Source organism: Pseudoduganella sp. jia 9, assembly GCF_055502615.1.
Genome location: NZ_JBUPWE010000014.1, coordinates 1 through 22,752, shown reverse-complemented (window position 1 = coordinate 22,752; position 22,752 = coordinate 1). Strand labels below are relative to the sequence as shown.

Here is a 22,752-nt window from a genome sequence, read left to right as displayed (position 1 = left end):
GCATTCTTCAACCCCCGGCCTCTACCGATATGAAGGCTGGCGCTTGACGGGCGCTTTCAACTAGGAGCACATCATGGAGTTCGATATGGTCGATAACGCGTCACTGGGAACGGTGATCAAGGTGGTCGGTGTGGGCGGCGCGGGCGGTAACGCGGTGCAGCACATGATCAACAAGGGCATGAGCGGCGTGGAGTTCATCGCCGCCAATACCGATGCCCAGGCGTTGTCGGCTTCCAAGGCCGACAACATCATCCAGATCGGCGAGACCGGCCTGGGTGCGGGCATGAAGCCCGACGTCGGCCGCAAGCTGGCCGAGGAATCGCGCGCGCGCATCGAGGATGCGCTGCGCGGCGCGCACATGGTGTTCATCGCCGCGGGCATGGGCGGCGGCACCGGCACCGGCGCCGCGCCGATCGTCGCGGAAGTGGCGAAATCGCTGGGCGCGCTGACCGTGGCGGTGGTGTCGAAGCCGTTCTCGCACGAAGGCCAGAAGTGCATGGAAATCGCCGACGAAGGCCTGGAGCAGCTGTCGCAGAACGTCGATTCGCTGATCGTGATCCTGAACGAGAAGCTCGAAGAGATCTACGAGGACGAGTCGCTGATCGAATGGCTGCAACATGCCGACGATGTGCTGAACAACGCGGTGGCCGGCATCGCCGAGATCATCAACGTGCCGGGCCACATCAACGTCGACTTCAATGACGTGAAGACGATCATGGGCGAGCAGGGCAAGGCGATGATGGGTACCGCCACCGCCGCCGGCGTGGACCGTGCGCGCATCGCCGCCGAGCAGGCCGTGGCATCGCCGCTGCTGGACGGCATCGACCTGTCCGGCGCGCGTGGCGTGCTGGTCAACGTGACCGCCAGCCGCAGCCTGAAGGGCAAGGAAATCAAGGAAGTGATGGCCGCCGTGCGCGCCTTCGCCGCGCCGGACGCATCGATCGCACAGGGCATCGCCTACGACGATTCGATGGGCGATTCGATCCGCGTGACCGTGGTGGCCACGGGCCTGGGCAAGAACAAGAAGCACGTGCAGCTGGTGCCGCAGCAGATGCTGCGCACGGGCACCCACAACAACCCGCTGAATCCGCAGGCTGGTCTGGGTGGCGCCGCGGCATCGGTCGCCATGGGCATGGGCGCCGCCGGCGGCCATTCGTTCGAAGGCAAGCGGGAGCCGGCCGTATGGCGCCGCGAATCGGCGTCCGAGCAGGTGCGCGCGATGGAAAAGAACGGCATGGAAACCTACGACATCCCGGCATTCCTGCGCAAGCAGGCGGACTGATTGGTAGTTGTTGCGGGGTTCTCGCGAACTCCGCTGCGCCGGCCTACGTGAGAGGGGCTGGCGCCTTCGAGCGGTTTCGCTCACGCTCTGGCATACTGCCGGAGCTGCCGCCCTGGGTGCAGCCACCCGAGGAGCGGCTTTTTTTTTTGGCCCGCGCGGCTTTTTTGCGTGCTTGCGCTGCGCCTGGTTCTCATCGGGCAGCACGGCACGCAACGGTTCACAAGGAGATAACCATGACCATCAAGATCGGCGACACGCTGCCGGAAGGCACGCTGTCCGAATTCATCGAAGTAGAAACCGAAGCCTGCTCGCTGGGCCCGAACACGTTCAGCGTGCAAGACCTCGTCAAGGGCAAGAAGATCGCGATCTTCGGCCTGCCGGGCGCCTACACGCCGACCTGCTCGGCCAAGCACGTGCCCGGCTTCGTCGAGCACGCCGATGCCTTCAAGGCCAAGGGTGTGGACGAGATCTGGTGCATCGCCGTCAACGACGCCTTCGTGATGGGTGCCTGGGGCCGCGAACAGAAGTCCACCGGCATCGTGCGCATGATGGCCGACGGTAACGCCGCGTTCACGAAGGCACTGGGCCTGGACGCCGACTTCTCGAAATTCGGCATGGGCACGCGCTCGCAGCGCTACTCGATGCTGGTCGAGGACGGCGTCGTCACGCAGCTCAACATCGAGCAGGGCGGCAAGTTCGAAGTGTCGAACGCGGAGACGCTGCTGGGCCAGGTGTAAGCCTGGCATCGCCGGGACGCGTGTTCGCGCCCCGGCACCCCTGGAACCTCAGCGCACCGCCTTCCTGCGCCGCGCCACGGCGCCCATCACCGCCAGCCCGCCGAGCAGCATGCCGTACGTGGCCGGTTCCGGCACGGCGCTCACCACCGAATTCCCGCCAATGCCCCCCTCGCTGTACAGCGTGGCGACCGTGTCGCCGCCGGTCCAGTTCGAGAAGCTGACGGACAGCTGGCCATCCCAGTGCAGGCTGTCGCCCAGCACGTTGCCCGCCGCATCGAGCCGGTATCCGGCGACCAGTTCCTGCCATTGCTCGTCGATGACCCAGGCGCCGTCCGCATCCAGTCCGTCGAACGCCATCATCACGCGGCCCATCGCGCGCTCGCCGTTGCCCGACGCATCGAGGCCCAGCGTCGTCGCCACGTCGATACTGGCGTCGAACGTGACCGTGACCCGCGTGTTGGCGGCCACCTGCATGTTCATCGCGGTGTACGGCGCCGCGGTCGCGCCGTATTCGCCATGGCCGGCGGCAGCGCTCAGCGCCGCGCCATCGAGCGCGATACTGGAATAGCCGACGATCGACGCCTGGCCAGCGATGGTTGCCGACGAGTGAGAGAACGCGGTGCCGACGTCGCCGTGCAGCACGCTGCCGCCATGCGTGCCGAGCGCTGCGTAAGCGTCGTTGCTGTACGCCGGATCGAGGCTGGCACTGCCGATGTTCAGGTAGGGCTGGCTGCCGTGCATCATCGTGGCCGCCGCGGCAATGCCGTCGTTCGGGTCAAGGTCGGTCAGCGTGATCGTCACGCCGTTGATGGATACGCTGCTGCTGGCGGCTGCCAGGGCGCCCGTCGCGGCGGCCATCAGGCCCGCGGCAAGAAGGAAGCGTTTCATGCGGCCTCCCGTGCCGGGCGGCGGCGGGCCATCATGCCGACCAGGCCCAGGCCGCCGAGCAGCATCAGGCCGGACGATGGTTCGGGCACGGGCGAAACGGCGGAGTGGCCGAACGCGCTGGCCTCGGCCGTGAAAATGCCGTCCGCGCTGGCACCGGTCGTGTTGCTGAACGAGACCGACAGCAGGCCGCTCCACGATTGCGCATCGCCCTGCACGTTGCCGGCGTCATCGAGCGTGTAGCGTGCGGTGGCGACTTGCTGGTCTTCGTCCCACACGAGCGTGCCCGTGCTGTCGAAGCCTGCGACGCCCAGTGCCACCAGTGCGCCGCCGGCTTCGTCCCAGCCGGTGCTCGGGTCGCCGCCGGTCGAGGTCGTGCCTTGCGCCCAGCCGTTGGCCGAGAAGCGCACCGCCGTGTTGGCGGACAGCGTGAAGCCCACCCATGCGCTTTGCGCCGTCACGTCATACGTACCGCGCGAAGCGGTCCCGCTGCCGGCCTGGCCCTGCGCGGCGAGTGCCGAGAAACCGGGACCGGCCAGCCCGGTAATGCTGCCGCTGCCCGACGCCATTGCAAGGTCCCGGCCGGCGCTGACCGGCGATGCGAGTCCCAACCCCTGGCTGCGGAATTCGCGAAAGCTTTCCTCGTTGGGTGTGAAGGAGCGCAGCTCCCCGCTGACCGTGCCGCCGCTGTTTCCTCCGGTATCCGGAGCGAACAGCAGCGAGGGCGCGATGCCGTCGTCGGGATCGAGGTCGATCAGCGTGATCGTGACCGCGCCGATGCCGCCGGCGCTCGTGGCGCTTGCGGCGGCGCCTTGCGCCATGCCCGCCAGCACGGATGTGGCCAGCAGGTGAATTACCAGGCTTTTCATTGAAACTCCTATTGTTGTCAGGAATTTCATTATGCGTAGGCGGACACGGCCTGAAGCAGCGTTGGCCCTGCCGTTACAAAGTTACTGTAGGCAACAATTAAGGAGGGAAAGCGGTATATCCGTGGCGTAATTCGACAGAGACAGGTGTAAGCGGAACGAGCACGGCAGTTGAGCGTCCGGCAAGAAAACCATTCCCCTTTCGGGGAGGTACTGGCGTGGCGATGATTTAACGATCTTGCGTTAAGGCAACGTTGTAGATCAGCTACGCCAGTTACATTTACGCGGCGGCCTTCTTGCCCCGGCTGCGCTTCTTCGGCGCCAGCATGATGCCGGTGCAGTTCGGCGCGCCGCAGCGGCAGGCGAAGGCCTTCTTCACGGCCGGGGTATGGCGCTCGTCGTAGATCAGGCCATAGTTGTAGCGCAGTTCCTCGCCTTTTTCGATGTCGCGCAGCGCGTGGATGAACACGCGGTCGTCTTCTTCCATCGCCTCGCAGTTCGGATCGCAGGAGTGATTGATGAAGCGCGACTCGTTGCCGCCGGCGCCGCCGTCGATCAGCAGGCCGTTATTGAGCGTGAAAAAGAAAGTGTGGTTGATCGGGCCGTTTTTTTCGGCGGTGCGGCGGCAGGTCTCATCCCAGTCGACGATCTCGCCGGTGTATTCGACGATACGGGTGCCGGCCGGGATCTTGCGGCGGGCGAATACGCCCTTGCCGTGGATCGGCGAATCATGCACTTCGAAGATGGCGGTGGTTTTCGGTTTGGTGGCGGGCGTGGTCATGTAAATATCATACCGTTTTCATCCTGGCCACGCCGCAGCCGTGCACTGTTCGGGCATGGCGATTTACAATGGCCGGCTCACCAACGATCGGCACATCGGGAATCGCCTTTGAAACAGCAAGCCAAGGAAAACCTGCACAGCATTTATGCGATGGTCATCGCCGTCGCGATGTTCTCGATCATGGACACGGCCATGAAGCTGCTTGCCGCCCGCTATCCGGCCATGCAGGTGACGGTGCTGCGCGCCTTTTCCTCTATGCCCTTGGTCTGCGCCTTCGTGGCGTACCGCGGCGGCTTCCGCGGCATCTTCAAGGTGAACTGGCCGTTGCAGCTGCTGCGCGGCGCGCTGGGCATCGGCATGCTGACGCTGTTCGCCTACGGCCTGAAGTCGCTGCCGCTGTCTGAAACGTATGCCGTGTTCTTCATCGCGCCCGCGCTGATCACGGCATTGTCGGTCTTCATCCTGAAGGAAAAAGTCGACGGCATGCAGTGGCTGGCCATCGGCGTGGGCCTGGTCGGCGTGCTGGTGGTGCTGCGGCCGGAAGGCACCAGCTTCATTTCCCTGGCCGGGCTGGCGATCCTCGGCTCGGCGGCATGCTATGCGGTTTCCGCGATCGCCAGCCGCATCCTGTCGCGCACCGATTCGAACGAGCAGATCATGTTCTGGCTGCTGGTGATGATCGGCGCGGGCGCGCTGCCGCTGGCTTGGCCGGCCTGGGTGCCGCTGCGCTGGGACGACTGGCCCGTGATCGCCACCCTGGCGTTCTCCGGCTTTCTCGGCCAGCTGGCGATCACCAGGGCATTCAGCATGGGCAAGGCCTCGATCGTCGCGCCGTTCGAGTACACGGCGCTGGCCTGGGGCGTGGCGATCGACTGGGCACTGTGGAGCACGCTGCCGGACCAGTGGACGCTGGCAGGCGCCGCGATCATCATCGGCAGCGGCATCTACCTGGTGCGGCGCGAGGCAGTGCACAGCGAGGCGGAACACCCCTGAAACCCGCATGTTGTCATGCTTTTATCCCTTTTTGCATAAGAACGCAGGGCCTGGAAAGCCGATATAATCGTGAAATGAAACAACGTACGATCAAAGAACAAGTCCGCACCACCGGTGTCGGCGTGCACTCCGGCACCAAGGTCGAACTGACCTTGCGCCCGGCTCCGCCCGACACGGGCATCGTCTTCGCTCGCGTGGACCTGCAGCCGCCGGTCGTGTTCCCGGTTGGCCCTTTGGCAATCGGCGACACCCGCATGGCCACCGTGATGATCCGCGACGGCGCCCGCGTGTCGACCATCGAACACCTGATGTCGGCCTGCGCGGGCCTGGGCATCGACAACCTGTATATCGACGTCACCGCCGAGGAAATCCCGATCATGGATGGCTCGGCGTCGTCGTTCGTCTACCTGCTGCAGCAGGCCGGCCTCGCGGAGCAGGAAGCGCCGAAGAAATTCATCCGCATCAAGCAGCCGGTCGAGGTGCGCGAAGGGCAGGGCGCCAACGAGAAGTGGGCGCGGCTGGTGCCGCACAACGGCTTCAAGCTGGACTTCTTCATCGAATTCAACCACCCGGCGGTCGACGGCACCGCGCAGCGCGCGCAGATCGATTTCGGCAGCCAGTCGTATATCCAGGCGGTGGCGCGGGCGCGCACGTTCGGCTTCATGCAGGACGTGGAAATGCTGCGCGGGATCGGCCTGGCGCGCGGCGGTTCGCTGGAAAACGCCATCGTGATGGACGAGTACCGGATCCTCAATCCGGACGGCCTGCGCTACGACGATGAATTCGTGCGCCACAAGATCCTCGACGCCATCGGCGACCTGTACGTGATCGGCCACCCGCTGGTGTGTGCCTACGAGGCGCACAAGTCCGGCCACGCGCTGAACAACAAGCTGCTGCGCGAACTGCTGGCCAATCCGGACGCGTATGAATTCGTCAGCTACGAGTCGGCCGACCAGGCGCCGCCGTCGTATGCCCGCCAGCTGGAGCAGGAGTGGGCCTACAACTGACCGGCTGACGCTCAGGCGTCCAGCAGGGCCGCCAACTCGTCCGGCGTGCCGTTCGGGAAGGCTTCCCGCAGGTAATCGAGGAAGGCCGAGACGCGGGCGTTCAACAGCCGGCGCGACGGATACAGCGCCCACAGCGCGATCTCCGGCCCGTCCACATCCCCCCATTGCACCAGCCGGCCGGCCGCCAGGTCGCGCGCCGCCAGCGAGATCGGCAGCCGCGCCGCGCCCACGCCCGCGCGCACGGCGTCGCGTACCATGATCAGCGACGACAGTGACAGCACCGGCTCCACCATCAGGGGCGACGTCTCCCCGGCCACCTTCACCATCCAGCTTTCCGGGTGGCCATTCGCGCCGCGCACCACGGGAGGCGATCGTGGGACATGGGGTGTACCCGGCGCCGATTGGCGGCAAAGGGCTGGCCATGATATCGGCGCACGATATCGGCGAGATCGCCGCCATCGAACTGCTGCGCCGCGAGCAGGCGGCCGGCCCGCTGCCGACGGAGCGCTTCAACCTGGTCGGTCCCGATACGCTGACCGGCACCCAGGTCGCCGCGATCTGGTCGCAGGTGCTGGACCGGCCGGTTGCCTACGGTGGCGACGATACCGCCGCCTTCGAGCACAGCCTGCGCCACTTCATGCCGTCGTGGATGGCCTACGACATGCGCCTGATGAGCGAGCGCTTCCAGAGCGACGGCATGCTGGCCGAGCCGGGCGATGTCGAGCGCCTCGTCGCGCTGCTGGGCCGCCCGCTGGCGTCCTATCGTGATGTTGCCGCCACCATCGCGGCCTGAGCCAGGGAGAACACCATGATCCATTCGACCGCAACCATCCCCGTCAACCCGGCAGGCGCAGCGCCGCTGACCCGCGAGCAGGCATGGGCCGGCCTCGTCAGGAAAGCCCGCGACGCGCGCCTGTTCCTGCCGCCCGGGCTATGCACCCGTTGCGAAGTGGTGGAGGAAAGCACCACGCACATCGTGCGCGAAGCCACGATTGCGGGCGACGACCTGCGCGAGATCATCGCCTTCGAGCCCGGCAGCAAGGTGTCGTTCTTCCAGGCGGCAGGCCCGCGCGAGGGCGTGATCGTCAACGAACTGTTCGAGGATGGGCAGGGAGCATTGCAGCTGCGCTTCTATTGCTACCTCGGCCTGCGCGGCAAGGCGCCGGGCGGGCCGGAAGAACAGGCCGAGCAGGCGTGGATGGACAGCGACGGCGGCTATCGCACCGCGTTGCTGTCCACGCTCGCGCGCACCCGCGCGCTGATCGGGGAAGGCAGCATCTGACCCGGCTGGCGCAGGCCGGGCGCACCGGCCACTAGCGCCGGTGCGCCACCAGGTTTCTCAGTGCCGCGATCAGCGTGGCATTGGCCTTGGTCGGCTCGAGTTCTTCGGACAGCCGGGCAAACGAATCGACCCCCACTTCGGGAATGACGAGCTGGCGCCGCTCCACGGGTGGCGTCGTCATCGCCTTCATCATCTGCACCTTCAGACGGATGTTGTCGATCTGCCAGCCCTTGCTGGCCAGTGCTTCTTGCAATTTTGGCAATTGCTGTTTAAGCTTGGCGGCAACCGAGGCGTTCGGTGTCGACAACACCAGCTGGCCGGCCTCGAACGAGATGATTTCGCAAAAGTTGAAAGCGGTCGGCAATACTTTCGCACAGTCCTGCTGCAAGGTGGCCATGCGCTGGACGGCCGGCAGCAGCGCCGCGAGGCGGTCGTTGCGGCGCAGGAAGTCGGTGGCTTCGACAGCCGCCCGGTTGTAACGGGTCAGATCGCGGGAGTTGAATCGCATGCGCGAAACATAGCATAGCCTCGCCGCGCATGCAGCATCGGCGCCGTGGTAGCGCAAGCATGGGCGCGGACACGCGCAGGGAGGAATGGGGGGCAGAGGCGGGGCAGAAAGCGGGGCAGGCGCGCAGGTGGGCCGCAGCGGGTGAACCGCGATGCCTGTCGGCTATTGTCTTTCCGGCAGCCATCCCAATGTACCCCCGTGCTAAAATCATGGTCTTTTGCCATAGGCTTTGGGCGAGGTCGCGAAGCGAGCTTTTTTTAACGGCGTTTATTCAAGAATTCAAGCATGTCCTTACTGACCGCGATTTTCGGCAGCCGTAACCAGCGGCTGCTCAAGCAATACCAAAAAACCGTCAAAGCAATCAACGCTCTCGAGCCCGAGTACGAAAAGCTGTCGGACGCCGAATTGCAGGCGAAAACGCCCGCCTTCAAGGAGCGCGTGGCGGCAGGCGAAACGCTGGACGATCTGCTGGTGGAGGCCTTCGCCGTCTGCCGCGAAGCTTCCAAGCGCGTCTTCAAGATGCGCCACTTCGACGTGCAGCTGCTCGGCGGCATGGTGCTGCATTACGGAAAAATCGCCGAGATGCGCACCGGCGAGGGCAAGACGCTGACGGCAACCCTGCCGGCCTACCTGAACGCACTGTCCGGCAAGGGCGTGCACATCGTGACCGTCAACGATTACCTGGCCCAGCGCGATGCCGAGACCATGGGCAAGCTGTACCGCTGGATGGGCCTGACCACGGGCGTCAACCTGGGGCAGATGGACCATGCGATCAAGCAGCAGGCCTATGCATCGGACATCACCTACGGCACCAACAACGAGTTCGGCTTCGACTACCTGCGCGACAACATGGTGTTCGACATCCGCGACCGGGTGCAGCGCGGCCTGAATTACGCGATCGTCGACGAAGTCGACTCGATCCTGATCGACGAAGCCCGTACCCCGCTGATCATTTCCGGCCAGGCCGAGAACCACACCGACCTGTACCACAAGATCAACGAAGTGCCCAAGCTGCTGACCCTGCAGATCGGCGAAGAAAAGCCGGACGGCAAGGGCAGTGTCGAAGTGCCGGGCGACTACACGAAGGACGAGAAGGCGCACCAGGTGCTGCTGACCGAAGCCGGCCACGAAAAGGCCGAGGCGATCCTGACGAGCATGGGTTTGCTGCCGGAAGGCGCTTCGCTGTACGACTCCGCCAACATCACGCTGGTGCACCACCTGTATGCCGCGCTGCGCGCCCATGCGCTGTACCACAAGGACCAGCACTACGTGGTGCAGAACGGCGAAGTGGTGATCGTCGACGAATTCACCGGCCGCATGATGACGGGCCGCCGCTGGTCGGACGGCCTGCACCAGGCGGTGGAGGCGAAGGAAGGCGTCAAGATCCAGAACGAGAACCAGACGCTGGCCTCGATCACGTTCCAGAACTACTTCCGCATGTACGCCAAGCTGTCCGGCATGACCGGTACCGCCGATACGGAAGCGTTTGAATTCCAGGACATCTACGGCCTGGAAACCGTGGTGATCCCGCCGAACCGCCCGTCCGCCCGCAAGGACAAGCAGGACCAGGTGTACAAGTCGGCGCAGGAAAAATACCAGGCGATGGTGACCGACATCCGCGACTGCTACGAGCGCGGCCAGCCGGTGCTGGTGGGTACCACGTCGATCGAGAATTCCGAGCTGCTGGCATCGATCCTCGACAAGGCCAAGCTGCCGCACAACGTGCTGAACGCGAAGCAGCATGCCCGCGAAGCGGAGATCATCGCGCAGGCCGGCTCGCCGAAGGCCATCACGATCGCCACCAACATGGCCGGCCGCGGTACCGACATCGTCCTGGGCGGCAACGTCGAGAACCAGATCAAGTTCCTCGAGGCGGATGCGAGCCTGTCCGAGGCCGACAAGGCAGCCCGTGCGCAGGCCCTGCGCGACGGCTGGCAGGCGCTGCACGAGCAGGTGGTGGCGGCCGGCGGCCTGCACATCATCGGCACCGAGCGCCATGAATCGCGCCGGGTGGACAACCAGCTGCGCGGCCGTTCGGGCCGCCAGGGTGACCCTGGCTCGTCGCGCTTCTACCTGTCGCTGGACGATCCGCTGCTGCGCATCTTCGCCGGCGACCGCGTGCGCGCGATCATGGAACGCCTGAAGATGCCGGAAGGCGAACCGATCGAGGCGGGTATCGTCACGCGCTCCATCGAATCGGCGCAGCGCAAGGTCGAGGCCCGCAACTTCGATATCCGCAAGCAGCTGCTCGAATACGACGACGTCTCCAACGACCAGCGCAAGGTGATCTACCAGCAGCGTAACGAGCTGCTGGAAGCCACCGAGATCGCGGAAATGATCCAGAACCTGCGCCATGGCGTGTTCACCGATCTGGTACGCCAGTACGTGCCGGCGGAATCCGTCGAAGAGCAGTGGGACGTGCCGGCCCTGCAGGCCACGCTGGCGGCCGAATGGCATATCGACCTGCCGCTGGCCGAGATGCTGGAGAAGGAAACGAACCTCACCGACGAAGACCTCGCCGAGCGCGTGGTTGCCGCGGCGGACGAGCAGTACAACGCCAAGATCGCCATCGTCGGCAAGGAAGCGTTCGGCGGTTTCGAGCGCAGCGTGATGCTGCAATCGGTGGACAGCCACTGGCGCGAACACCTGGCCGCGCTGGATCACCTGCGCCAGGGTATCCACCTGCGCGGCTACGCGCAGAAGAACCCGAAGCAGGAATACAAGCGCGAAGCGTTCGAACTGTTCGCCCAGATGCTGGACATGATCAAGAACGAAGTGGTGCGCCAGGTGATGACCGTGCGTATCCAGTCGCGCGAGGAAGTGGAAGCGGCCGAGGCGGCCATGGCCGCCACGCACCTGGAAAACGTCAGTTTCCAGCACGCCGACTTCGATCCGAACGCGGCGCCGGAAGAACTGCTGGCACCGACCGCCCATCCGGCTCCCGGCGGCATGCCGGAAGCCCAGGTGCAGGTCGGGCCGAAGGTCGGCCGCAACGATCCATGCCCATGCGGCAGCGGCAAGAAGTTCAAGGCTTGCCACGGCAAGCTGGCTTGATGCAAAAACCGGGGCGCGCCCCGGTTTTTTTTCGCCCGATACCGTAGACAAAAAAACCGGGGACGTACCCCTGTTTTCAGGCAATGCTTCCTGAAAACAAGGGTACGTCCCCAGTTTTGGCATGAAAAAGCCCGGCACAGGGCCGGGCTTCGCGATGCTGGCTGAGGCTGCTTACTGCAGCGTCAGGATCACCTTGACGGTGTCGTCCACCGCCGACTTGTCGATGTAGCCGATGGCCTTGGGATCGTCCGCCACGGCCTTCTTCACGTCGGCGTTCGACTTGAACTCCTTCGGCGCCTGGGCCTTGCCGGTGAAGACCAGCTTCGACCAGATGGCTTTCACCTGGGCGGCGTCCTTGTCGGTCACCTTCTTGTAGAACTCGTTGCGGATCGCCGAGCCGTCGGCCTGGTCGATCGGCGTGAACATCGTCGATTTGCCGAGGAAGAACTGGGCCGCCTGTTCGGAGAACATGCGGGTGGCCGGGTTCTTTGCGCTGACGATGACCACGGTCTCGGCAAAAGCCGAGGAAGGCAGGATGGAGGCCGTCGCGGCGAGGGCGGCGATGACCAGCGTGATAGTGATCTTTTTCATGTGTATTCCTTAGAAAACGAAGTCCACGCCTGCCGCGACGACGGTTACCTTCTTGCCGACGCCGGCCGGCGTTACGTCGCTCAGGAAGCCGTTCTTGGCACCCGGCTTGACGCGGTCGACCTGCACCTTCAGTGCCGCCGACGAAGCGAAGTCCCAGCGCACGCCGACGGTATTGGACGACTGGCTGCCCGGTGCCAGCAGGTTCTTCACACCGGCGTTCAGCGTCGGGATGCGGGCCAGCGCGGCCGGCACAGCCACGGTCGAGCCCTTGCCGTCGTACTTGGCGTGCGAGAAGTATGGCAACACCTTGCCGAAGCGGTAGCCCACCATCGTGTACCAGGCATTGCTGTCGGCCAGGTACACCGGGTCCTTGGCGCGGCGCATGCCGAATTCGGACTGCACCACGATGTTGTTCCAGTCGGCCATCAGGCCCACCGAGGTGAAGGCCACGCGCTTGTAGTCGGCGATCGTGATGTCGTCGGCCAGCTGGCCGAAGCCCACCGAGGCCAGCGTGGCCGTCAGCGAGTTGATCGGCTTCACGTCGGTGGCTTTCAGTTTGCCCTGGGCATGCGCAAAGCGCAGCGTGACCGGGCCATGCTCGGCGCTGACGGCGAAACCGCCAACCGGGGCCTGGTAGCGCGGCGACGAATGGTCGCTCGATACATAGGACTTGCCGCGCGCGATACCGACGAAGGCCTGCGCCGTCACGTTCGTATCGCCGAAGGCGCGCTGCCAGTTCACGTCGACGCCGTCGGCGTTCTCGATGAACATCTGGCCGTACATTTCCACCGGCGGACGCATCATCGTGTTCGCGTAGCCCACGTTCTGGTAATCCGAAATCAGGAATGCGGGCACGACGATGCGGCCGGCACGGAACGACACTTCGTCGTTCAGCTTGTACTTGACGAACGCCCATGCCAGCTCGGTCGTGAAGCTGTCGCCGGTCGACTTGCGCGACAGGATCTGGGTGGTGGCGGACAGCTTGTCCGAGAACGTATACGTGGCCTGCAGGCCCAGGTTGGAATCAAGGCCGAGCGTGCTCGTGCCGGCCGTGCCCTCGCGCTGGTTGGCGCGCGTGAAGCGTGCATCTTCCGTGTTGCTTTTCGCGGCGGCCAGCGTGCCGAAGCCGCTGACGTTCAGGTTGCCGTCGCCGATGGCAACCGCATTGGCCGCGCCGGCCTGCATCAGGCCCAGTGCGCCCAGGACGAGTACTGCTGACAGTTTCATTTTCATGCTGAAGGATTCCGATCCGATGATTGTTTTGTATGGGGTACTGCCTGCCGTGGGGCCGCTGCGGAGGTAGGGGAGCGGCGCGTTGGTCACGACAAAATGCATGCGGCCTCCACCTTATTGGATATTTCCGCACGGCACCAAATTTTCTTTATCGGAAGATGTATACGATGAAAGTTACTGTCGTTTTTTGTGAACTGATTGCGCTATCTGGAAACAATTACTATAAAAAAATATAAGTCTTTCCCGTCTGGCCGGGTACCGCCCGCCACCTGTTGTCACAGGGTTTAAAATAGCGATTTCACTAACCCGCACGAGAACAACACATGGCCGTCAATTCCCCCATTCCTGTCGCCGCTGAGCTGAAACCCGTCGCCGGTATCGAGATCGGTTACGCCGAAGCCGGCATCAAGAAACCGAACCGCAAGGATGTGCTGGTAATGAAACTGGCCGAGGGCGCCACCGTGGCCGGCGTGTTTACGCTGAACCGCTTCTGCGCGGCGCCCGTGCAGATCTCGAAGGACAACCTGGCGGCGGCGCAGGCCGGCGGCAAGCCGATCCGCGCACTGCTCGTCAACACGGGCAATGCCAACGCGGGTACCGGCGAGGCGGGCCTGGCCAATGCGCGCGCCACCTGTGACGCGCTGGCGGCCGAGCTGGGCTTCGATGCGCAGCAGATCCTGCCGTTCTCCACCGGCGTGATCCTGGAACCGCTGCCGGTCGCCAGGATCAAGGCCGGCTTGCCGGCCGCCGTGCAGAACCTGAAAGCCGACAACTGGTTCAACGCGGCCGAAGGCATCATGACCACCGACACGCAGCCGAAAGCCGGCTCGCGCACCGTCACCATCGCAGGCCACACGGTCACGCTGACGGGCATCAGCAAGGGCGCCGGCATGATCAAGCCGAACATGGCCACGATGCTGGGCTACCTGGCGTTCGATGCGAAAGTGGCGCAGCCCGTGCTGGACGTGCTGGTCAAGGAAGCCGCCGACAAGTCGTTCAACTGCATCACGATCGACGGCGATACCTCCACCAACGATTCGTTCATGCTGATCGCCACCGGCGCCGGCACGCTCGAGGTGAACTCGGTCGATTCGCCGGAATACCGCGAACTGGCGGCCGCGGTCACCGAGCTTTCCGTGTTCCTGGCCCAGGCCATCGTGCGCGACGGCGAAGGGGCCACCAAGTTCATCACCATCACGGTGGAAGAGGGCGAGTCCGTCGAAGAGTGCCGCAAGATCGCCTATTCGATCGGCCACTCGCCGCTGGTGAAGACGGCCTTCTTTGCTTCCGACCCGAACCTGGGCCGCATCCTGGCCGCGATCGGCTACGCCGGCGTGGACCTGGACGTCTCGAAGATCAATATGTGGCTGGACGACGTGTGGGTGGCGAAGGACGGCGGCCGCAACCCCGACTACAAGGAAGAAGACGGCCAGCGCGTGATGAAGCAGAGCGAAATCACCGTGCGCGTGAAGCTGGCGCGCGGCAGCGCCGCCGCCACCGTGTACACCTGCGACCTGTCGCACGACTACGTGTCGATCAACGCGGATTACCGTTCCTGATGACGGGCCTGGAAGACTTCCTGCGCCGCGCCGAAAGCGTGCTGGCGCGCGTGGAGGCGCTGCTGCCGCCGGCGCTTCCGGCGCCGGACTGGAACGCCGCGTTCGCATTCCGCTGGCGCAAGCGCAGCGGCATCGCCGGTGCGGCCGGCTGGCTGCAGCCGGTCGCGCATGCGTCGAAGATCAGGCTGGACGACCTGCACAACGTGGCCAAGCAGAAGGCGGCGATCGAGCAGAACACGCGGCAGTTCGTCGAAGGCCGGCCCGCCAACAACGTGCTGCTGACGGGCGCGCGCGGCACCGGCAAGTCGTCGCTGATCAAGGCCTGCCTGAACGGCTTCGCCGACCGCGGCCTGCGGCTGATCGAGGTGGACAAGGCCGATCTCGCCGACCTGCCGGACATCATCGACCTGGTGGCCGGCCGGCCCGAGCGCTTCGTCGTGTTCTGCGACGACCTGTCGTTCGAGGAAGGCGAAAGCGGCTACAAGGCGCTGAAGGTGGCGCTGGACGGTTCCGTCACCGCGCAGTCGGACAATGTGCTGATCTACGCCACGTCGAACCGGCGGCACCTGCTGCCGGAACGGATGTCGGACAACACCAGCTACAAGCATGACGAGGATGGCGACCTGCATCCCGGCGAGACGGTCGAGGAGAAGATCTCGCTGTCCGAACGTTTCGGCCTGTGGCTGTCGTTCTATCCGTTCAAGCAGGACGATTACCTGGACATCGTGGCGCACTGGCTGGGCACGTTCGGCTGCACGCCCGCGCAGATCGAGGAAGCACGCGGCGATGCGCTGCGCTGGGCCCTGCAGCGCGGCTCGCGTTCCGGCCGCGTGGCCTGGCAGTTCGCCCGCGACCATGCCGGCAAGATGAACACGGACGCATCCGGGACGCCAGCGGCATGACGGAGGCAACGAAGCCGATCGACGTGGCGGTCGGCATCCTGATGAAACCGAACGGCGACGTGCTGCTGGGCCAGCGCCCGGCCGGCAAGCCCTATGCCGGCTACTGGGAATTCCCCGGCGGGAAAGTGGACCCAGGCGAAACCATCTTCGCGGCCTTGCAGCGCGAGTTCATGGAAGAGCTGGGCATCGAAGTGCTGTCGGCCGAGGAATGGTGCGGCGTCGAGCACGTGTACGAACACGCCCACGTGCGGCTGCACTTCTTCATCAGCCGCGAATGGCGCGGCGAACCGCAAAGCCTGGAAGGCCAGGCATTCGCATGGCAGGGGGAAGTAGGCGTCGAACCGCTGCTGCCGGCCACGATCCCGCTGCTGCAGTGGATCGACCGCGGGTAATTAGTTGCCCAGAAAATGGGGTACGTCCCCATTTTTCGGGCAACTAATTTGCTTCGTGAGCGGATCATTAATCTTGGACGGACCGGTGCGCAGACTGCCTGTTTTCCAGGAAATTTCCTCAAAAACAGGGTCCGTCCCTATTTGTTATTGCTTGTCTTCTTCGAGCGGATCGGTGGGGGCGGTGCCGGGGATCGTGTATTTTTCCTCGGCCCAGGCGCCCAGGTCGATTTGTTTGCAGCGTTCGGAACAGAAGGGGCGGTACTTGTTTTTCTCGCTCCATTCCACTTTCTTGCCACAGGTAGGGCAGTCGACAACGGTTGGCATGGCAGGTAAAGATCAGAAATTACAAAGGGTCAGTTCGAACGGCACGTCGTCTTCCAGCGGCTTGGGCTTGCAGTCGCCGCCCTGGCTGGTGAAACGTACCCACAGCATGTACTTGTTGGCCGAGATCTCGGGGATCGCACCCAGCGACTCGTCGAGCGTCAGGCGCAGCATCTGAAACACCTTCCCCTGCAGCATCTGCTGGTAGCTGCCGGCGTTGGCGATCATCTTTTTCGGCGCGCCGGAATTGCGCAGCAGGCGCAGCACCAGGGCCAGCGCGTCGCACAGCGGCGCCAGTGGCGCGAACCAGGTGGCGATGTCGTTGTAGCGCTGTTCGAACGAGTGCTGCTGCCAGGCGTAATACGACGGCAGGTCGAATTCGCAGGCGCCGCCGGGAATGATGGTGCGGCCGCGAATGCTCATCAGCCATTCGTTGTCGCGCACGTTCTGGCCTGTCTTGCCCTGCGATGCGACCAGCGCGGACGATACGCTGTCGAGTTCCTCGAGGATCGCATCGAGCATCTCGGTCTGTACGGCGGGGTTGGAACGGTAGCCCATCAGCGTCTGCTTCTGGCGCTCGATTTCCTGCAGCAGGTCGGACTTCAGGTCGGCGCGGCCGGCCACTTCGAGCATGTCGAAGATCGTGGCGAGCGCCACGTGGTGCTGCAGCGGATGTTCCTGGTTCAGGAAAAACTTGAACTTCTCGTACAGGTCCTCCAGGCGCAGCAGCGTGCGGATGCGCTCGTTGAAAGGATATTCATAGACGATCAAAGTGAATCCCTCGTGGGTGGGCCTGAAATATGCCCGTGATTCTGAGGCATGCGAGGCAAAAATACAAACGTTGTTAACTGTTTCTTACTGCTTCTTCAGCCATCGCTAAGTAAGTTGCATGCAAGCTGTCGACTTGCGGCGCCAGCGCGTCCAGCGCGCCGCCGTTGTCGACGACGTCGTCCGCGGCCGCCAGCCGCACCTGCCGCGGCGCCTGGGCGGCCATGATCGCGCGCACCTGCTGTTCCGGCAGCGCGTTGCGGGCCATCACGCGCGCCACCTGCACGGCTTCGGGGCAATCGACCACGAGCACGCGGCGCACGCGCTCCTTCCACGTGCCCGACTCGACCAGCAGCGGAATGTCGAAGATCACGTAGGGGCCGGTGCCCAGCAGGCTCTCGGCAAATACCGCGTCGCGGATCATCGGGTGCAGGATGCCTTCGAGCGTGCGCCTGGCCTCCGGCCGCGAGAATACGAGCGCGCGCATCTTCGCCCGGTCCAGCGCGCCGTGGGCATCGGCGAAGTCGCCGCCGAACGCGGCCAGCACGGCAGGCATCGCCGCGCCATGCGGCCCGGTGAGACTGCGTGCGATCTGGTCGGTATCGACGATGTCCACGCCCCGTTCGGCGAACAGGCGCGCGACCACGCTCTTGCCGCTGCCGATGCCGCCCGTCAGGCCGACGGTGAAACGCTGCTTCATGTCCCGCCCTTATGCCATGCCGAGGAAGCGCCCCGTGAACGCGGCGATCTGCGGCCCGAACAGCAGCGCGATCATGCCCGCGGCAGCCAGGTAGGGGCCGAACGGGATCGGGTTGTCGCGGCCGCGCTTCGCGAACAGGATCAGGCCGATGCCGACCACCGCGCCCACGATGGAAGACAGCAGGATGATCGTCGGCAGCATCATCCAGCCCAGCCAGGCGCCCAGCGCGGCCAGCAGCTTGAAGTCGCCATAGCCCATGCCTTCCTTGCCCGTGACCAGCTTGAACAGCCAGTAGATGGACCACAGGCACAGGTACCCGGCCGCCGCGCCGATCACCGCGTCCGCCAGCGGCACGAAGGTGCCGTTCAGGTTCACCAGCAGGCCGGCCCACAGCAGCGGATAGGTCAGGTCGTCCGGCAGCAGCTTGGTATCGGCATCGATGAACGTCATCGCGACCAGCAGGTACGCGAACAGCAGCGTGGCCAGCCCAGTCCAGCCGCTGCCGAACTGCCACACCAGCGCGGCCGACAGCACGCCGGTCAGCGCCTCGATGACCGGATAGCGTGCCGAGATCGGCGCCTTGCACTGGCTGCACTTGCCGCGCAGCGCCAGCCAGCTGACGACAGGGATGTTTTCCAGCGCCGTGATCCGGTGGCCGCAATGCGGGCAGGCCGAACGCGGCACCATCAGGTTGAAGCGGTCGGTGTGCGGCAGCGGCAGGCCCGATTCGCTGGCCACGTAGTTGTCGGACTCGCGCTGCATCATCTTCGGCACACGGTAGATCACGACATTCAGGAAACTGCCGACCAGCAGGCCGAAGATGGCGGCGATGATCGCGGCGGGGAGGGTGGCGGGCGGTGAGAAAAGAAAGAGTTGCTCGAGCATGTGTGGGTTCCGTGATCCCTGGCTTGCCGGGGCGGCAGATGAAAACCAGAGCTTACACCACCGGTCGCCATTTGCAGATGGGCGCGCCGCAGATGGCTTCACGCCGCCGCTGTCCGGCGCGGCGGGCCGGATCGCCCTGGTCGCGCAGGCCCCAGGCTCAGCTATGCGACAGGAGATTTGTAATGTCGATACGATTGGATCAAGCGAAAACCAGTTACGAGGACCATGTCATGTCTGCACAGATAACAAACGGCCCGCTCCATCGATATCCGATTGGACGGCTGCATTCCATCCTGCTCGGCGGGATGGTTCCGCTGTTTCTCGGCGCATTGGCGAGCGATGTTGCCTACTATCAAACCTACCAGATTCAGTGGAGCAATTTTGCGTCGTGGCTCATCGCCGGCGGCCTGCTCTTCTGCGGTCTTGCCCTGGTGCTTTCCATCGCGGCCCTGCTGCGGGCGCACCGCAGGACGGGGCGGCCGCTGATTGCCTTGCTGCTGCTGGTGGCAACCTGGGCGCTGGGATTGGGCAATGCCTTTATCCATGCCAAGGACGCATGGGCGGCGATGCCGGATGGACTGATCATGTCGGTGGTCGTTGCCGTGCTCGCCTGCATCGGAGCCTGGATCACCCTCGACAAGCATCTGGAGGTGACGAAATGAAGCCGATGACGCCAATGAAGCCCCTGGCATTGCTGGGGATGGCCGTGTTGCTCGCCGCGTGTTCCGACAACGGCGACAGCCAGCAGGCACGCGGCCCGGACCCCAAGCTGCCGGAACCGGAGCGCGGCTTGCTACCAAGCATGAAGATCGCTGAACCGGTGTCGTGGGGCAGCCAGAAACCCACGGTGCCGCAGGGTTTCACCATTACCGCGATTGCCACCGACCTGAAGATTCCGCGCCAGACCCTGGTGCTGCCCAACGGCGATATCCTCGTCGCGGAAGGCCGTGGCGGCAATGCCGCCAAGCTCAAGCCCAAGGATGTGATCGCCGGCTATATCAAGGCGAAAGGCAATACCAAGGTCGAAAGCGGCAATCGCCTGACCCTGCTGCGCGATGCCGATGGCGACGGCCGGTACGAACTGAAAACGGTGTTTGCGGACAAGCTCGATGCGCCTTACGGCCTGGCGCTGGCCGGCGGCAAGCTCTATGTGGCCAACCAGGATGAGCTGGTCAGCTTCGACTATGCGGAAGGCCAGACCAGGGCCAGCGGTCCGCCGGCCAGCGTTGCAAAGCTGCCTTCCGAGATCAACCACCACTGGACGAAGTCGCTGGCCATCACTCCCGACGGGCGCTTCCTGTATGTCGGCATCGGCTCCAACAGCAATATCACCGAGCGCGGCATGGAGGCCGAAGTCGACCGGGCGCAGGTATGGCAGATCGATGCGGGCACCGGTGCCCACAAGCCCTATGCGACCGGCGTCCGCAATCCGACGGCGCTGGCGATCCACCCCGACACCGGCAAGCTGTGGGCCGTGGTCAACGAACGCGACGAGCTGGGGCCGGACCTGGTGCCCGACTACCTGAGCTCGATACGCGAAGGCGGCTTCTACGGCTGGCCGTACAGCTACTGGGGGCAGAACGTCGACCCGCGCGTCATGCCGCAGGACCCCGACAAGGTCGCCGCCGCCATCAAGCCGGACTACAGCCTGGGCTCGCACGTCGCCGCGCTCGGCCTGAGCTTCTCCGTGCCGGCGATGGGCGAACAGTATGCCAACGGCGCGTTCGTCGGCGAGCACGGCAGCTGGAACCGCAACCAGCCGGTGGGCTACAAGGTGATCTTCGTGCCGTTCAAGGACGGCATGCCTGCCGGCCAGCCGGTCGACTTTGCGACCGGTTTCCGCGACGCCGATGGCAAGACGCGCGGCCGGCCGGTCGGCGTGACGGTCGACCCGCGCGGGGCGCTGATCATCGCGGATGACCTGGCCAATACGGTGTGGAGGGTGGTGCGGAGCCGGTGATGCCGATTTGCTCGGGTCGTTACCGGCAACAGCGTAACTGCCCCCTGTGTGGGGACATCGGTAGCGTGCCAAGTTCAATGCCAGCAGAGAATGACTCTGCCACACGGTTTTCTCGCTCTAGAGCCTTGATGCGCTCTTCTTCAGCAGTAGTGGGGCCAGGGCGCTGCCCGGTGTCGCGTTCCTGCTGCCGTACCCAGCGCCGTAGCGTCTCCGGTGTACAGCCAATCTTGGCTGCGATGGATTCGATCGCAGCCCACTGCGAGCTGTACTCGCTGGGTGCCTCGCCGGCCATGCGCACGGCACGCTCGATCACCTCAGGGGAATATATGGGTTGCTTCTTCATAGCTCCATTCTCTCAAACAATGGAGCCTCTATAAAACCCGGGGCGATTCAAGGAGGCGAAGATCGTCCAGCTTGGAAAGGACGACTTGTTCGTGCGGCACGACAAGGAAGAAGGGTTTCTTTATTTTCTCGAAGCTGAGCTTGTAAATGAGTTGCTGGAGATGATCGCCTTGAAACGTAGCTCTAGAGAGACAAAGGCTGAATTTGTGTGTCACCACGCTACTTGGGATGCATATCCTGCCTTGGCTTCTGATCTTGAAGATGTGTGAAGTCCATCGTCCGCTTCGGGGCGGTTCCCGCCTTCGTATCGCGGCTACAGTCGCATGGGCAGTTTTCTGATCACTTGAGGAAGACTCCGATGCCTTATGTTTGGTTCTTCGCGGGGAATGGGGGAAGACGGGATTGACGATCTGAGCAGGAAGTGGTGGCGGGGGTCTGAAGTTGGTAGATTGATAGTCGCCAAACAAGTCAATCTTTCAAACCACCGCCATGCTCAATGCTATGTCGTCTCTCCCGTTTTGGGAAGGCCATATTCTCGACTCCGTCCAAGAACAGAAAGACGGTTCCCTGCTGATCGTTCTCGAACCCTGTCCGACAAGTGATGCTTTGTGTGGGTCGTGCCGCCAGCCTTGCGCCTTGGTGCATGAGCGCCGAAGACGCAAGGTGCGCGACCGCGATATTCTGGACAAACGCGTCTGGCTTGATGTGCCAGTGCGGCGACTGGACTGCCATCACTGTAATGCACGGGTTGCCGAGCACATTGTCTGGCTTGACCGGCGTTCACGCATTACGCATCGTGTGCGCCTGTGGGTCGAGGCGCTGGCGCAACTGCTTCCGATAGCACATGTGGCCCGGCTGACCGGCCTACACTGGCATACCGTCAAAGAGATCGATCATCGGCGCTTGAAGCACTTGCATGCTGACTTCTCAGCAGAGGGTGTACGGCGCCTGGTGATGGACGAATTCGCCCTGCACAAGGGACACCGCTATGCCACTGTCGCGCTCGATGCTGAACGGATGCGCGTATTGTGGGTTGGAGAAGGCAATAGCCGGGAAGCGATCCGGCCATTTTTCGAGATGCTGGGACCGGAAGGCTGCCAGCGGATTGAAGCCGTGGCGATGGACATGAACACGGCTATGGATCTCGAAGTGCGCCAGCAATGCCCCAATGCCGAGGTGGTCTACGACCTATTTCATGTCGTGGCCCGTTTTGGCCGCGAAGTCGTTGACCGGGTACGGGTCGATCAAGCCAATGCACTACGTGCAGAGCCAAAAGCCCGTCAGGTCATCAAGCGCAGCCGATGGCTTTTGCTGCGTAATCGCGACAATCTCAAAACCGACCAGGCGATCAAACTTGACGAACTGCTCGCCGCCAACCAGCCCTTGGCAACGGTCTACCTGCTCAAGACCGAACTGAAAGAGATCTGGTATGCGCCATCGGCCTGGGAAGGTGCTCGTCGATGGAAAACCTGGCTCAAGCTCGCCCTGGAAAGCCAGATCGCACCGCTGATCCAGTTCGCTAAACGCTTGGCCAAATACCGGCGCGGTATCTTGGCTTCGGCCATCTATCCGATGAACTCATCCATCCTGGAAGGCGTCAACAATCGCATCAAAGTGATCAAACGCATGGCTTACGGATTCCGGGACGCATCCTACTTCTTCTTGAAAATCAAGAATGCGTTCCCCGGCAAAGTGCGATGAACC

23 protein-coding genes and 3 pseudogenes are annotated in these 22,752 nt (G+C 63.9%); 14 read left to right on the top strand and 12 right to left on the bottom strand.

Annotated elements, in window-relative coordinates:
- Positions 1-73 precede the first annotated feature (73 nt).
- Entirely contained in the window at positions 74-1,282 is a 1,209-nt protein-coding gene (gene ftsZ, locus ACY34H_RS19270; protein ID WP_464979079.1) for a cell division protein FtsZ, read from the top strand.
- Between the two features lie 233 nt (positions 1,283-1,515).
- Positions 1,516-2,019, top strand: coding sequence for a redoxin family protein (locus ACY34H_RS19265; protein WP_464979078.1), 504 nt, complete (start codon positions 1,516-1,518; stop codon positions 2,017-2,019).
- A 48-nt stretch (positions 2,020-2,067) separates the two neighbouring features.
- Here ACY34H_RS19265 and ACY34H_RS19260 read toward each other — a convergent pair whose 3' ends face one another.
- The 3 genes from ACY34H_RS19260 to ACY34H_RS19250 form a co-directional block, all read right to left on the bottom strand.
- A complete protein-coding gene (locus ACY34H_RS19260; RefSeq protein WP_464979077.1) occupies positions 2,068-2,907 on the bottom strand; it encodes a PEP-CTERM sorting domain-containing protein in 840 nt (279 codons plus the stop codon).
- Positions 2,904-3,773, bottom strand: coding sequence for a PEP-CTERM sorting domain-containing protein (locus ACY34H_RS19255; protein WP_464979076.1), 870 nt, complete (start codon positions 3,771-3,773; stop codon positions 2,904-2,906). The genes ACY34H_RS19260 and ACY34H_RS19255 overlap by 4 nt, the downstream gene beginning before the upstream one ends.
- A 277-nt stretch (positions 3,774-4,050) precedes the next feature.
- Positions 4,051-4,551: an SET domain-containing protein gene (locus tag ACY34H_RS19250; RefSeq protein WP_464979075.1), complete on the bottom strand. Its 501-nt coding sequence runs from the start codon at positions 4,549-4,551 to the stop codon at positions 4,051-4,053.
- A 150-nt stretch (positions 4,552-4,701) separates the two neighbouring features.
- On the opposite strand from ACY34H_RS19250, the gene ACY34H_RS19245 reads away from it, so the two are divergent.
- Both ACY34H_RS19245 and lpxC read left to right on the top strand, forming a co-directional pair.
- The gene (locus tag ACY34H_RS19245) at positions 4,702-5,544 is read left to right on the top strand and encodes a DMT family transporter (RefSeq protein ID WP_464979283.1); all 843 of its coding nucleotides are present in this window, start codon (positions 4,702-4,704) and stop codon (positions 5,542-5,544) included.
- Positions 5,545-5,618: 74 nt separating this feature from the next.
- Positions 5,619-6,551, top strand: a complete 933-nt coding sequence (gene lpxC / locus ACY34H_RS19240; RefSeq protein WP_464979074.1) for a UDP-3-O-acyl-N-acetylglucosamine deacetylase — start codon at positions 5,619-5,621, stop codon at positions 6,549-6,551.
- 11 nt (positions 6,552-6,562) lie between these two features.
- Here the strand turns inward: lpxC and ACY34H_RS19235 are convergent.
- Positions 6,563-6,922: pseudogene (locus ACY34H_RS19235) on the bottom strand (LysR substrate-binding domain-containing protein); the annotation flags it as partial.
- Positions 6,923-6,924: 2 nt separating this feature from the next.
- Here ACY34H_RS19235 and ACY34H_RS19230 point away from each other — a divergent pair.
- Positions 6,925-7,344: pseudogene (locus ACY34H_RS19230) on the top strand (NmrA/HSCARG family protein); the annotation flags it as partial.
- A 15-nt stretch (positions 7,345-7,359) separates the two neighbouring features.
- The gene (locus tag ACY34H_RS19225) at positions 7,360-7,833 is read left to right on the top strand and encodes an AtaL-like protein (RefSeq protein WP_464979073.1); all 474 of its coding nucleotides are present in this window, start codon (positions 7,360-7,362) and stop codon (positions 7,831-7,833) included.
- Positions 7,834-7,864: 31 nt separating this feature from the next.
- Here ACY34H_RS19225 and ACY34H_RS19220 read toward each other — a convergent pair whose 3' ends face one another.
- The gene (locus ACY34H_RS19220) at positions 7,865-8,398 is read right to left on the bottom strand and encodes a DciA family protein (RefSeq protein WP_464979072.1); all 534 of its coding nucleotides are present in this window, start codon (positions 8,396-8,398) and stop codon (positions 7,865-7,867) included.
- A 228-nt stretch (positions 8,399-8,626) separates the two neighbouring features.
- Here ACY34H_RS19220 and secA point away from each other — a divergent pair, with 228 nt between their 5' ends.
- The gene (gene secA, locus ACY34H_RS19215; RefSeq protein WP_464979071.1) at positions 8,627-11,395 is read left to right on the top strand and encodes a preprotein translocase subunit SecA; all 2,769 of its coding nucleotides are present in this window, start codon (positions 8,627-8,629) and stop codon (positions 11,393-11,395) included.
- 171 nt (positions 11,396-11,566) lie between these two features.
- Here secA and ACY34H_RS19210 read toward each other — a convergent pair whose 3' ends face one another.
- Both ACY34H_RS19210 and ACY34H_RS19205 read right to left on the bottom strand, forming a co-directional pair.
- A complete protein-coding gene (locus tag ACY34H_RS19210; protein ID WP_464979070.1) occupies positions 11,567-11,986 on the bottom strand; it encodes a type 2 periplasmic-binding domain-containing protein in 420 nt (139 codons plus the stop codon).
- Between the two features lie 9 nt (positions 11,987-11,995).
- A complete protein-coding gene (locus ACY34H_RS19205) occupies positions 11,996-13,219 on the bottom strand; it encodes a porin (protein WP_464979069.1) in 1,224 nt (407 codons plus the stop codon).
- Positions 13,220-13,542: 323 nt separating this feature from the next.
- On the opposite strand from ACY34H_RS19205, the gene argJ reads away from it, so the two are divergent.
- The 3 genes from argJ to ACY34H_RS19190 are packed head-to-tail and all read left to right on the top strand — an operon-like array spanning position 13,543 to position 16,072.
- Positions 13,543-14,778, top strand: coding sequence for a bifunctional glutamate N-acetyltransferase/amino-acid acetyltransferase ArgJ (argJ, locus tag ACY34H_RS19200; RefSeq protein ID WP_464979068.1), 1,236 nt, complete (start codon positions 13,543-13,545; stop codon positions 14,776-14,778).
- Positions 14,778-15,680 carry an ATP-binding protein gene (locus tag ACY34H_RS19195; RefSeq protein WP_464979067.1) on the top strand — a complete coding sequence of 301 codons (903 nt, stop codon included), beginning with the start codon at positions 14,778-14,780 and terminating at the stop codon, positions 15,678-15,680. Before argJ ends, ACY34H_RS19195 begins: the two co-directional genes overlap by 1 nt.
- The gene (locus tag ACY34H_RS19190) at positions 15,677-16,072 is read left to right on the top strand and encodes an NUDIX domain-containing protein (RefSeq protein ID WP_464979066.1); all 396 of its coding nucleotides are present in this window, start codon (positions 15,677-15,679) and stop codon (positions 16,070-16,072) included. Before ACY34H_RS19195 ends, ACY34H_RS19190 begins: the two co-directional genes overlap by 4 nt.
- Positions 16,073-16,216: 144 nt before the next feature.
- On the opposite strand, the gene yacG is transcribed toward ACY34H_RS19190, so the two are convergent.
- The 4 genes from yacG to ACY34H_RS19170 all read right to left on the bottom strand — a co-directional run bounded on the left by yacG (position 16,217) and on the right by ACY34H_RS19170 (position 18,746).
- Positions 16,217-16,396: a DNA gyrase inhibitor YacG gene (gene yacG, locus ACY34H_RS19185; protein ID WP_131147573.1), complete on the bottom strand. Its 180-nt coding sequence runs from the start codon at positions 16,394-16,396 to the stop codon at positions 16,217-16,219.
- Positions 16,397-16,408: 12 nt separating this feature from the next.
- A complete protein-coding gene (zapD, locus tag ACY34H_RS19180; protein ID WP_464979065.1) occupies positions 16,409-17,164 on the bottom strand; it encodes a cell division protein ZapD in 756 nt (251 codons plus the stop codon).
- A 73-nt stretch (positions 17,165-17,237) separates the two neighbouring features.
- Complete coding sequence (coaE, locus tag ACY34H_RS19175) at positions 17,238-17,861, bottom strand: dephospho-CoA kinase (protein WP_464979064.1); 624 nt, start codon at positions 17,859-17,861, stop codon at positions 17,238-17,240.
- Positions 17,862-17,870: 9 nt separating this feature from the next.
- Positions 17,871-18,746 (bottom strand): prepilin peptidase, encoded by an 876-nt coding sequence (locus ACY34H_RS19170; protein WP_464979063.1) that lies wholly within the window; start codon positions 18,744-18,746, stop codon positions 17,871-17,873.
- Between the two features lie 182 nt (positions 18,747-18,928).
- Between ACY34H_RS19170 and ACY34H_RS19165 the strand changes: the two genes are divergently transcribed.
- Positions 18,929-19,408, top strand: coding sequence for a DUF2231 domain-containing protein (locus tag ACY34H_RS19165; protein ID WP_464979062.1), 480 nt, complete (start codon positions 18,929-18,931; stop codon positions 19,406-19,408).
- A gap of 5 nt (positions 19,409-19,413) precedes the next feature.
- Entirely contained in the window at positions 19,414-20,706 is a 1,293-nt protein-coding gene (locus ACY34H_RS19160; protein WP_464979061.1) for a PQQ-dependent sugar dehydrogenase, read from the top strand.
- Positions 20,707-20,809: 103 nt separating this feature from the next.
- Here ACY34H_RS19160 and ACY34H_RS19155 read toward each other — a convergent pair.
- Positions 20,810-21,049: pseudogene (locus ACY34H_RS19155) on the bottom strand (transposase); the annotation flags it as partial.
- Between the two features lie 91 nt (positions 21,050-21,140).
- On the opposite strand from ACY34H_RS19155, the gene ACY34H_RS19150 reads away from it, so the two are divergent.
- Both ACY34H_RS19150 and ACY34H_RS19145 read left to right on the top strand, forming a co-directional pair.
- The gene (locus ACY34H_RS19150) at positions 21,141-21,317 is read left to right on the top strand and encodes a hypothetical protein (RefSeq protein ID WP_464979060.1); all 177 of its coding nucleotides are present in this window, start codon (positions 21,141-21,143) and stop codon (positions 21,315-21,317) included.
- 220 nt (positions 21,318-21,537) lie between these two features.
- Entirely contained in the window at positions 21,538-22,749 is a 1,212-nt protein-coding gene (locus ACY34H_RS19145; protein ID WP_464975433.1) for an ISL3 family transposase, read from the top strand.
- Positions 22,750-22,752 lie beyond the last annotated feature (3 nt).

What these genes read in the sequence shown, in the direction of transcription:
- ACY34H_RS19170 (WP_464979063.1), bottom strand. Translation starts at nt 18,746, where the DNA reads ATGCTCGAGCAACTCTTTCTTTTCTCACCGCCCGCCACCCTCCCCGCC.
- ACY34H_RS19205 (WP_464979069.1), bottom strand. Translation starts at nt 13,219, where the DNA reads ATGAAAATGAAACTGTCAGCAGTACTCGTCCTGGGCGCACTGGGCCTG.
- ACY34H_RS19265 (WP_464979078.1), top strand. Translation starts at nt 1,516, where the DNA reads ATGACCATCAAGATCGGCGACACGCTGCCGGAAGGCACGCTGTCCGAA.
- ACY34H_RS19165 (WP_464979062.1), top strand. Translation starts at nt 18,929, where the DNA reads ATGTCGATACGATTGGATCAAGCGAAAACCAGTTACGAGGACCATGTC.
- lpxC (WP_464979074.1), top strand. Translation starts at nt 5,619, where the DNA reads ATGAAACAACGTACGATCAAAGAACAAGTCCGCACCACCGGTGTCGGC.
- secA (WP_464979071.1), top strand. Translation starts at nt 8,627, where the DNA reads ATGTCCTTACTGACCGCGATTTTCGGCAGCCGTAACCAGCGGCTGCTC.
- ftsZ (WP_464979079.1), top strand. Translation starts at nt 74, where the DNA reads ATGGAGTTCGATATGGTCGATAACGCGTCACTGGGAACGGTGATCAAG.
- ACY34H_RS19255 (WP_464979076.1), bottom strand. Translation starts at nt 3,773, where the DNA reads ATGAAAAGCCTGGTAATTCACCTGCTGGCCACATCCGTGCTGGCGGGC.
- ACY34H_RS19195 (WP_464979067.1), top strand. Translation starts at nt 14,778, where the DNA reads ATGACGGGCCTGGAAGACTTCCTGCGCCGCGCCGAAAGCGTGCTGGCG.
- ACY34H_RS19160 (WP_464979061.1), top strand. Translation starts at nt 19,414, where the DNA reads ATGACGCCAATGAAGCCCCTGGCATTGCTGGGGATGGCCGTGTTGCTC.
- ACY34H_RS19225 (WP_464979073.1), top strand. Translation starts at nt 7,360, where the DNA reads ATGATCCATTCGACCGCAACCATCCCCGTCAACCCGGCAGGCGCAGCG.
- ACY34H_RS19245 (WP_464979283.1), top strand. Translation starts at nt 4,702, where the DNA reads ATGGTCATCGCCGTCGCGATGTTCTCGATCATGGACACGGCCATGAAG.
- yacG (WP_131147573.1), bottom strand. Translation starts at nt 16,396, where the DNA reads ATGCCAACCGTTGTCGACTGCCCTACCTGTGGCAAGAAAGTGGAATGG.
- ACY34H_RS19190 (WP_464979066.1), top strand. Translation starts at nt 15,677, where the DNA reads ATGACGGAGGCAACGAAGCCGATCGACGTGGCGGTCGGCATCCTGATG.
- ACY34H_RS19250 (WP_464979075.1), bottom strand. Translation starts at nt 4,551, where the DNA reads ATGACCACGCCCGCCACCAAACCGAAAACCACCGCCATCTTCGAAGTG.
- argJ (WP_464979068.1), top strand. Translation starts at nt 13,543, where the DNA reads ATGGCCGTCAATTCCCCCATTCCTGTCGCCGCTGAGCTGAAACCCGTC.
- ACY34H_RS19145 (WP_464975433.1), top strand. Translation starts at nt 21,538, where the DNA reads ATGCTCAATGCTATGTCGTCTCTCCCGTTTTGGGAAGGCCATATTCTC.
- coaE (WP_464979064.1), bottom strand. Translation starts at nt 17,861, where the DNA reads ATGAAGCAGCGTTTCACCGTCGGCCTGACGGGCGGCATCGGCAGCGGC.
- ACY34H_RS19210 (WP_464979070.1), bottom strand. Translation starts at nt 11,986, where the DNA reads ATGAAAAAGATCACTATCACGCTGGTCATCGCCGCCCTCGCCGCGACG.
- ACY34H_RS19260 (WP_464979077.1), bottom strand. Translation starts at nt 2,907, where the DNA reads ATGAAACGCTTCCTTCTTGCCGCGGGCCTGATGGCCGCCGCGACGGGC.